This window comes from Rhizobium sp. PDO1-076, from assembly GCF_000247475.1.
In the GTDB taxonomy this organism is placed as follows: domain Bacteria; phylum Pseudomonadota; class Alphaproteobacteria; order Rhizobiales; family Rhizobiaceae; genus Allorhizobium.
Window position 1 is genome coordinate 1 of record NZ_AHZC01000056.1, and the last position, 9,909, is coordinate 9,909.

At 60.4% G+C, this 9,909-nt stretch carries 9 protein-coding genes; 4 read left to right on the top strand and 5 right to left on the bottom strand.

What is annotated here, in order from left to right; translation table 11 throughout:
- From PDO_RS05015 to PDO_RS05030, 4 genes are all read right to left on the bottom strand, one after another.
- A partial coding sequence (locus PDO_RS05015) for a sugar ABC transporter ATP-binding protein (RefSeq protein ID WP_007598632.1) occupies nt 1-1,377 on the bottom strand: 1,377 nt, incomplete at its 3' end.
- 72 nt (nt 1,378-1,449) lie between these two features.
- Complete coding sequence (locus PDO_RS05020) at nt 1,450-2,400, bottom strand: sugar-binding protein (RefSeq protein WP_037072663.1); 951 nt, start codon at nt 2,398-2,400, stop codon at nt 1,450-1,452.
- A gap of 128 nt (nt 2,401-2,528) precedes the next feature.
- A complete protein-coding gene (locus PDO_RS05025; protein ID WP_458574637.1) occupies nt 2,529-3,515 on the bottom strand; it encodes a sugar-binding protein in 987 nt (328 codons plus the stop codon).
- Between the two features lie 47 nt (nt 3,516-3,562).
- Nucleotides 3,563-4,543, bottom strand: a complete 981-nt coding sequence (locus tag PDO_RS05030; protein WP_007598657.1) for an NAD-dependent epimerase/dehydratase family protein — start codon at nt 4,541-4,543, stop codon at nt 3,563-3,565.
- A 153-nt stretch (nt 4,544-4,696) separates the two neighbouring features.
- On the opposite strand from PDO_RS05030, the gene PDO_RS05035 reads away from it, so the two are divergent.
- The 3 genes from PDO_RS05035 to PDO_RS05045 are packed head-to-tail and all read left to right on the top strand — an operon-like array spanning nt 4,697 to nt 7,496.
- Nucleotides 4,697-5,437 carry an ATP-binding cassette domain-containing protein gene (locus tag PDO_RS05035; RefSeq protein ID WP_037072664.1) on the top strand — a complete coding sequence of 247 codons (741 nt, stop codon included), beginning with the start codon at nt 4,697-4,699 and terminating at the stop codon, nt 5,435-5,437.
- A 12-nt stretch (nt 5,438-5,449) separates the two neighbouring features.
- Nucleotides 5,450-6,439, top strand: coding sequence for an ABC transporter permease (locus PDO_RS05040; RefSeq protein WP_007598678.1), 990 nt, complete (start codon nt 5,450-5,452; stop codon nt 6,437-6,439).
- 46 nt (nt 6,440-6,485) lie between these two features.
- Nucleotides 6,486-7,496 (top strand): LacI family DNA-binding transcriptional regulator, encoded by a 1,011-nt coding sequence (locus tag PDO_RS05045; protein WP_007598680.1) that lies wholly within the window; start codon nt 6,486-6,488, stop codon nt 7,494-7,496.
- Nucleotides 7,497-7,634: 138 nt separating this feature from the next.
- Here PDO_RS05045 and PDO_RS05050 read toward each other — a convergent pair whose 3' ends face one another.
- A complete protein-coding gene (locus PDO_RS05050; protein ID WP_007598682.1) occupies nt 7,635-8,459 on the bottom strand; it encodes a nickel-binding protein in 825 nt (274 codons plus the stop codon).
- 291 nt (nt 8,460-8,750) lie between these two features.
- Here PDO_RS05050 and PDO_RS05055 point away from each other — a divergent pair.
- The coding region (locus PDO_RS05055) for an enoyl ACP reductase FabMG family protein (protein ID WP_007598684.1) at nt 8,751-9,909 on the top strand (1,159 nt) is incomplete at its 3' end.

Genomic DNA, 9,909 nt, shown 5'->3' on the forward strand with positions numbered 1-9,909 from the left:
GTCCGACGAGATCATCAGCACAGCGGCACCGGCCTCCGCCAGATCGCGCATCAGGCGATAGACCTCAGCCTTGGCACCGACATCGATGCCCCGCGTCGGTTCGTCGAGAATGATCACCCGGGGCTTGAGCCCGAGCCACTTCGCCAGCACCACCTTCTGCTGATTGCCGCCCGACAGTTCCCCGACGGGTCGATCAAGGCGGAGGGCTCGGATCGAGAGGCGAGTGCGGAAGCGATCCGCCATGGCAAGCTCGGCCTTGTGATCGACGAAACCTGCGGTGGCGATCTGGGACAGGCTCGGCAGGGCGATATTCTCGGCGAGCGAGAAATCAAGGAACAGCCCCTCGGACTTGCGATCTTCCGGAACGAGGCAGATTCCGGCTGCAATCGCCGCAGGCACGGATCCGGCAGCGATCGGCCGCCCATCCACCTCGACATGTCCGGCCTCGACCGGGTCGATGCCGAACATCGCGCGCGCCAACTCGGTCCGTCCCGCGCCGACCAAGCCCGCAAGACCCAGAATTTCGCCGCTTCTGACGTCGAGATCGACGGAGACGTCGGGATAGGTACGCGTCCGAAGCCTCTGCGTTTTCAGGACAACCGACCCTTCCTTGGTGGTTGGAGGGGTGTAGAACTGTTTGACGTCGCGCCCGATCATCAGGCGCACCATGGCATCCCTGGTAATGCCACCCTTCGGAAGCTCACCCGCATTATGCCCATCCCGAAGCGCGACAACCCGGTCCGCCACTTCTTCGACTTCCGCCAGACGGTGGGTGATGAAGAGGATGGCAACACCATCCGCCCGCAAGCGCCTGATGACGTCGAGCAGCCGCCGGGTCTCCGCCAGGGTAAGACTGGAGGTTGGCTCGTCCAGGATCAGCAGCCGGACATTCGTCGATAGGGCTTTGGCGATTTCCATCAATTGCTGGTCCGCAAGCGACAGTTCTGAAGCAGGCGTAGATGGCTGGAAGCGGGCACCCAGCATGTCGAGCAGCGGTCGAACGCGATCCGCCATCGCGGCATGGTCGATGAAGCCGAAAGGACGGCTGCGCAATTCGCGCCCAAGCAGGACATTGCCCGCAACGTCGAGATTGGAGAAGGGATTGAGTTCCTGGTGCACGAAGGCTATTCCGCGCGCCAGCGCCGCTGAAGGTGTCAGAGAGGCGGCGCTTTGGCCATCGATCACGATCTCGCCTTCGTCGGGCGCAATCGCACCACCCAGAACCTTCATCAGGGTGGATTTTCCAGCCCCGTTTTCGCCGATCAGCCCGACAACCTCGCCACCCCGGATGCCGAGCGACACGCAGTTGAGCGCAACGGCGCTCGGATAGACCTTGGTGATCCCGACGAGATCGAGGGATATGCGAGCAGCAAACATCGATATCGCACCTCGGCTAAGGTTGAGGCCTGCTCGGACCCGAAGCATCCGCGCAGGCGACCGGCAGACCTGTCAGCCGCCGACCCGCTCCTTGAGCTGCTTCTCGAAATCATCGACATTCGCCTTGTCGATCACCTGTGTCGGCACGATGATCAGTCCGTCTGCCGGAACTTGCGACTTGTCACCCTGGAGATAGGCCGCCATCAGTTTCATGCCCTGGTAGCCCCACTGATAGGGATCCTGAACCACGGTGCCCGCGAACGTACCCTCGCGCACGGCACCCAGCGTGATCGGGTCTTCGTCGAAGGCGATCACGGTGATCGCGCCCAGCTTGCCAGCCGCCTGCAGCGCCTCGTAGATCTTCGGCGGATTGTAGGAATAGAAGCCGACCATGCAGTCGATGTCGGGGTTTGCCGCAAGCACGTCGTCGACGTTAGAACGCGCCCGGGCGAAGTCCACATCATCGCCACGTACGTCGACGAGTTCGATCGATTTGCCGTCGACGGCCTGGCGGAAGCCGTCGATACGTTCCTTGGCATTGTCAGCGCCGAGGAAGCCGACAAAGCCCATGCATTTTCCACCATTCGGCAGGGCCTTGGCCGCGATCTCGCCTGCTTGAATCCCCGCCTGGACATTGGACGATCCAAGATAGGCGATCCGTTTCGACTGCGGGGCATCGCTGTCCGTGGTGAACAGCGGAACCTGCGCGGCGATACGATTGAAGGCGTCGATCGAGTTCTTCGGATCGGCCGAGGAAATCATGATCGCATCCGTGCCGGCAGCAACAAGGTCGTCCATCAGCGCATTCTGAAGCGCCGCCGTGCCCTGTGCGGGATAGCGGAACTGGAGTTCGAAATCCGGAAGCTCGGCCTGCGCCGCCTTGACGCCGGCCTCGGCCAACTTCCAGAAGTCGGAAGCCGCGTTAACGACGAAGGCGAGTGCCTGTTTTTCCTGCGCGAGCACAGGCGTCGTCGCCATGGCGAGTGCGGCCGCAAGGGCCGTGATCGATAGTCTCTTCTTCATGTTATCCTCCCGCAACCCTCTCCACTCGGGCTGCATCCTGTTGAACCGCAACATGCGAGAAGGCTCCTCCCGGGCCATCCGCATGCCGGACGAGGTCGGCGAGAGAGCGTCGCTCTCTCCTCCGGGTGCTAGTTGTCCTTGCAGAAGCCGGGATCTTCGGTGTTGCAGACGTCGAGACCGGTAAACAACGGATCCTCGACGGCTTCACCCTTGATCAGCTGAATCATCACGTCAGGCGCCTTGTAGCCCATCTCGAAAGGCCGCTGACCGACCTGCGCATGGCTGCGCCCCTCACGGAACGCCTGGGTCTGTGGTGGAAGTGTATCGCCGGCGACGATGACCAGTTCCTTGGACTTCAGCTTGTCCATCACCTGATCCGTCACCTGCGTATAGGCCTGGGGTGCGAACTGCGCCCAGCCGCCGATCAGGATGAAGGCATCGAGATCCGGATGCGCGGTAAAGACATCGGACATCTGCTGATTGGCGAGATCCGCCTGGTCGTTGGTATAGACGGGGCAGCCCTCGATCTCGGACCAGCCGTTCTGGCCAGTGAGACGCTCGACATCCTTGGCGCCGGCGATCGTATCCCGGAAGCCCTGGGCGCGGGCGTTGATATTGGCGGCGGCCACATTTCCGAGCTGCAGGCAGACGGTGCCACCCTCAGCCTTCAGCTTCTTGGCCTCATCGGCCATCTTGACGCCCATCAGATAGTTGTCGGTGCCGAGATAGGTCTTGCGGAGATCGTGGTCCTTTTCGAGGAAATCCGCATCGACAGTCATGACAGGCACGGTCGGGGCGATCTCGCGGACCCGGTTTGCCATGGCAGGCGCATTCGACGGTGAGATAGCGATGGCCGCGACGCCGCGCGTCAAGAGGTCGTCGACGATCTGCACTTCGCCGGCCTCGTCGGCCGAAGAAGCAGGTCCCGTATAGAGGCACTCGTATTCGCTGTCGGGATTTTCCGAGAGCCATTTCTTGCAGCCGAGATTGATCTGCTCGAAGAACGGATTGTCGAGGCCCTTGACGACGATCGCCAAGGTCTTCTTCTCCTGCGCAGCGCTTTCGCCGGCCAGCAACATGAGAATAGGTATTGCAGTGAATGCCATAAATCGGATGTTCATTGCCTTTCTCCTCCTCCAAATCGCCGGCCAAGCCCTCCTGCTCAACCGGGATACCAAACGATGCGCGGGTCATTCGCCGCGCGCCGGTAACTCCAGGCCCGCTCGACAAGCCGCTTGAGGTCGATCTCAGGTTGCCAACCGAGCACCATCCGGGCCTTCGAATTGTCGAGCCAGTTGCTGTGAAACGATGTCGTGACATCGCGGCGCTGCCGATTTCCCGACGCTTCCAACAGATCCGCCACATCGCCGTAGTCGACCGGCCGATCCATCGCGACGTTGAACAGCTCGCCGAAGGCGACCGGGTTGTCGAGCGCCGCGAGCATCGCCTTCACGAGATCATCGACATGGATGAAGCTTCGCTTCAGATAGTCTCCCCCGGCGTCCCGCATGGCAGGCACCCCACGCTGCTCCTTCAGAATGGCAAGCTCATCGGCTGCGATCAGGCTGGACCATGACGGCCCGCCGAACTGGTCTTCGCCCAGCTCGAATGCATAACGAAAGTCATCCTTCTCCATGATCCAGGGCGCGCGCAGGATCGTCCATTTCAAATCCTCCTGGATACCGACCTGTTCCAGCATGGTTTCTTCGAGAACCTTCGTGAGGGCATAGACCCCGCGATAGGCCCGTCTCGGCGACTGTTCGGTGATCGGCTCGCTGTAGCCGTGGAAGATGTGCCCGACGACACAGTCGCCGCTCAACAGCATGAACTGACGCCTCACGGGCGAGCGGCTAAACCCGTCGAGCAGCAGATAGAGCCCCTTCAACGCCACATCGATCGCCTGGTCCGGCGTTTCCTTGACCGCGGCGAGATGCAGCACATGCGTCACACCTTCGAGCGCGCTCGCCACTGCCTTCGGATCGGCCACCGACCCTTTCATCACCGAGACCCGCGGGTTCGGCGCGAGCATTCGGTTGTTGCACAGCGCTACGACGCCCCAATCGGAGAAACGCCGTTCCGCAAGGAAGGCGGGAAGGAAAGCTTGCCCCACCTTTCCGGTGGCGCCCGTGACGAGCAACCGCATAGACGCCTCCCTCGTCCCATGTCCAAGTTGAGTAATTAATAATTAGTAATAATATTAAGTCAAGCATCATTAATATCAAATTGCGAAGCGGCGGCGTGCAAGATATGCTGCCCGCGAAATGTCATCGTGAGATCAGCCGAGGGAGGGCGGACAGTGTCACGGCTATCATTGCATTCGATTTCAAAGAGTTATGGTGCAATACAAGCGCTTTCTCACGTCAACCTATCAATCGAGCCGGGAGAGGTTCTGGGCTTGATGGGCGACAACGGAGCGGGGAAAAGCACGCTGGTGAAGATCATTGCGGGCAATTTCCCTCCCTCGACAGGCGAAATCCACATTGATGACCAACCGGTGACCTTGCACAACCCTCGCGATGCGCAACGGCTGGGAATCGAGGTCGTCTATCAGGACCTCGCCCTGTGCGACAATCTCTCGGCCGCATCGAATGTCTTCCTGGGTCGCGAGGCGATGCGAAAGCTCGGGCCTCTGCGCTATATCGATTTCGCCCAGATGAACCGCGTCGCAGCCACCCTCTTTCAGCAGCTGAAATCGGAGACGCGGCCTCGTGACCTCGTCAGGCGCATGTCAGGCGGCCAGCGCCAGGCTGTCGCCATCGCGAGGACCCTGCTGTCGAAACCCAAGATCGTGATGATGGACGAACCCACCGCCGCCATCTCGGTTCGCCAGGTGGCCGAAGTGCTCGACGTCATCCGCAGGCTCCGCGACCAGGGTATCAGTGTCATCCTGATCAGCCACCGGATGCCCGATGTCTTCGGCGTTTCCGACCGCATCGCCGTTTTGAGGCGCGGCGAACTCGTCGCAAGCAAACGCGCCGACCGGTCTTCACCTGAAGAGGTAACGGGACTCATCACCGGCGCAATCGAAGCGGCCTGAGAGGAAATCGCCATGACCACATTGGAAGACGTGATTGCCCAAAGCGAGCACCGGAACTGGTTTGCCCGCGTTTCAAGCCAGCAGCTGTTCTGGGTCCTCGTGGCGGCCGTGCTGGCATGCCTGGCACTCAGCGTGCTGACCGACAGCTTCGCCACGGAACGCAATCTCTTCAACGTCGCCCGCAACTTTGCCTTTGTCGGCATCATCGCGATCGGGATGACAACCGTCATCGCCTCCGGCGGAATTGATCTCTCCGTCGGATCGGCCGTGGTCCTGAGCGCCATGGTGATCAGCGTCACGATGGAAGCTGGCACTCCATTTCTGATCGCGGCCCCCCTCGCCCTTCTGGCGGCCATTCTTGTGGGAGTTGTGAACGGCGTGCTCGTGGCGTATGCCGGCATGCCACCCTTCGTCGTCACACTTGGTACGCTGTCAGCTACGCGCTCACTCGCCATGGTTCTTTCCGACAACAAGATGATCTGGAACTTCGGCCCTGACCACGACCTGCTGATCTGGGTAGGCGGCGGTTCCACACTCGGCGTGCCGCACCCTCTCTATGTGCTGGCCGTACTGACACTCACAATGTCGCTCGTCTACAAATGGACGCGCTGGGGACAGCACCTCTTCGCCATTGGCAGCAATGAGAACGCAGCCTTGCTTACCGGCATTCCAGTTCGTCGGATGAAGGTGAGCATCTATGTGGTGTCGGCGCTGACTGCGGGCCTTGCCGGTATCCTTATGGCAGGCTGGCTGGGCAGCGTAACCACCAACCTCGGACAAGGGATGGAACTGACCGTCATCGCCGCGGCTGTCATCGGCGGCGCCAATCTGGCCGGCGGGGAAGGAAACGCGCTGGGCGCCGTCATCGGAGCCCTGTTGATAGAAGTTATTCGCAACTCCCTGATCCTGCTCGGCATCTCGACATTCTGGCAAGGAATGTTCATAGGTACCTTCATTCTGGTCGCCGTTGCGTTCGACCGGGTTCGGTACTTCCGGTCCTGAACACGGGAAAATTCGAAGGGAAGCGCGGTTCTTCATGGAGAATGCCTTGAAACCGACAATGATGGACGTGGCTGCACTGGCGCGCGTATCGCAGGCGACCGTCTCCCTCATTCTCAACGGCAGTTCCGGCGCCCGATTCAGCGAGGCTACCCGCAAGAGGGTGCTCGATGCGGCGGAGCAACTTGGGTACCGGCTTTCCAACAAGTCGGCGGCGGGTAACGGTTCCGGCAACACGCCCACCAACAAGGTCATTGTTTTTGTCGTCGACGAACTGACCACAGACCCCTGGATGTCCATGGCCTTCGAGGGTGCGCGCGAGAAGGCTCTGGAACTGGGAATTATCGTAACGCTGGGTGTCTTCCGGAAGGGCGAAGATCCGGATGGCGGCATTTTCTCGATCTGTGATGGTCAGGCCCTGGTCGGCTACGTGTTCGGAACGATCCTGACGCGCAAGATCGACCCTCCAGAGCCCCTCCTGAAAGTGCCATCGGTCCTGGTCAACTGCTACGACCAGGAGCGTCGCTTGCCCTCCATCCTTCCCGGCGACGTCGCTGGCGGTCGCGCGGCGACCGAACGCCTCATCGCGGCCGACCGAAAAAGGGTGGCCCTGATCAACGGCCAGGAAGGGCTGGACAATCCGCGCGATCGCCTTCGCGGCTACAAACAGGCGCTGGCGAGCAACGATCTCGCCTATGATCCCGAGCTTGTCCACTATGGCAATTGGGAACCCTCGTCCGGCTACGAGAAAACGCACGCTCTGATGAAGCTGAAAAATCCGCCGGACGGCATCTTTTGCGCCAACGACCTGATGGCACTCGGCTGCATCGAGGCATTGAAGGAACTCGGCAAATCCGTGCCCCGCGACGTCTCCGTCGTCGGATTCGACAATCGCGACATCGCCCAGTTCACCCTGCCGCCGCTAACGACATTTCACCTGCCGATGTTCGAGATGGGCGCAATGGCGGTCGAATTGATCGCCGATCTCGCCGGCGGGCTTACAAGTTCGCATGATCAGCTGAAGGTTGAATGTAGACTGGTGGAACGCCAATCCGCCTGAGCAAAATGCCCCCTCGGCAGCAACGGCAATCGTTTGACAGGACGGCCAAGTCTTCTGATCTGGCCGTCAAGATGCGTAGTGATGATATAGAGCGCGACCGAGCGTGCAAAAAAATCGTTCTGCAGTTCGACACTCGAGTCAAATGCCGACAGGGCCGGCCCAGGCGCATTCGAAAGTTGGAATCGGCGCGGGAAATCCCTTTAGCTGCAATCGAGCGGCTTGCCTGAAGGCGGCGCTGCTGTGCTGGTCACGGAACACGCTTTCCGACACGAGAATCTGATCGGTTGAGGCGGCGGAGCACAGGCGGGCAGCCAGCTGGACTGTCGTGCCGAAGAGATCATTGCTGTCCTCGACGGGTTCTCCGCAATCGATGCCGATTCGAATGTGGATCGGTTCCGCATTGCCCCGGTTGTAGCGGTGGAACCCCTGATGAATGGCAGTGGCGCAATCAACGGCCTGCGTCGTCGAGATGAACGACGCCATGATGCCGTCGCCGGTGTGTTTCACTTCGCTGCCGCCATGGTTCTTCAAGCATCTACGAACGACGGAATCGTGTGCCCTGACCAGTTCCGTGGCCATCCGATCGCCGAGGCGGGCGGTCATTTCCGTCGAGCCAACGATATCCGTGAACATGATCGCGCGGTGGGCGCAGTCATTGTTGCGTGATTGTTCGGCTGGGGGATCTGGATCCTGGATCCGGCCAAGAAAAGCCTCCACCGCCGAAAGAGCGACCTCGACAACCTCGCCGGCGACAAAGCCATGCGCCACGCGATGGACGCATTGGGCAGTTTCCTTGTCTGGTGCATCGATCAGGCAAAACGCAGTCCCGCGCTCATGGTCGAACCAGTAGGTCAGGAACTTGACACCATAGGCGTCCTGGATATCCAGGTCCTTCCGGTGTGCCTCGGCAACGTCTGCGGCGCTATACCCTTTCAGATCATGACGATCCATGAAAATGGCCATCGTCCTCTCCTCCCCGGTTTGCAGGAAGTGTATGCCCGATCGGGATTTCGGGCAATCGATCGCGTCTCGTCCGGCCTGCGGATATTCTGCATCCGCTTCAGCAGAGGCCTCCGCCAAGAGCTTCGATCGGCTGCGATTGAACCACGCAAATGCGGCGCCGGTCAGTGGTGGTTCACGTTCTGCAATGTTCTGTCACGCAAAATGAGTTCCTTTTCCGTGCCAGAGCAGTCATGAGAGAATTCAATGATTGTCTGCGCCTGTTGTCGGCGCTCCTCTAGAAGAACATGCAGCATGAAAACTCCGATCGCTTTGCAAGACATTTCCGAGAACAGCCTGTTTCGAAAGGGCGATGTATTTGTGCTCTTCGGCGAACTCTTCGGACGCGGCTACGCAACCGGGCTGCTGGATGAGGCCCGAAAGGCCGGCATGCAGATCGTCGGGATCACGGTCGGTCGGCGCGACGAGCATAACGCGCTGCGCCCGTTGAATGCAGAAGAGCTTTCCGACGCTGAAACACGGCTGGGCGGCAAGATCATCAACATCCCCCTCATGGCAGGCTTTGATCTCGACGCGCCTGCCGGTGGCCCCACCCCGACCGATCTGCTGGCCGGAATGACGCTTGCAAGCTGGGAAAGCGACAAACTGGACTGGGCCTATATCGAACAATGCCGGGAGATCGCAACCAAGCGGTTCAGCGATGCGCTCTCGCAGGTCATGACCACTCTGGAGGGCATGATCCCGGCTGGCCGCAATGTGTTCTTCGCCCATACGATGGCCGGCGGCATCCCGAAGGCAAAGGTCTTCCTGGTTCTCGCCAATCGCATCTACAAGGGCACAGGAAGCCGGCACATGTCATCGCAGGTCCTGCTCGACAGCGACCTTGGCAAGCTGATTCTTCAGAATTTTGACGAAGTGTCCGCCAACACCTTTGCCCACCTGATCGATTCCAGCGCAGCGATCCGCGAGCGCGTCGAAGCATCCGGTGGCCAGGTCAGGTACACGGCCTACGGATACCATGGCACCGGCATCCTCATCGATGGCGAATACCGCTGGCAGACCTACACCAACTACACACAGGGTTATGCAAAGATGCGGCTGGAAGGCATTGCCGAGAAGGCATGGGCCGCAGGCATCAAGGCGACCGTCTACAACTGCCCTGAGATCCGCACCAACTCCTCTGACGTGTTCACCGGCATCGAATTGCCGCTGATCCCCCTGCTCCTGGCATTGCGGAAAGAGGGCGGCGGCGAATGGGCTGAACAACAGTGGCAGGCCTGTCAGGCGCTGATGGCGGATGGTTTTGCCGTGGAAGACGTCATCGCAAAAATATCGGCACTGCAGGCCAGCGAAGTGATGGTCCCCTTCTACGACTTTTCCGCATGGCCCCTACCCAACAGCCAGGCCCAGGCCGACCTGACGATCGGCACCTCGCATGAGATCAGCCAGATGC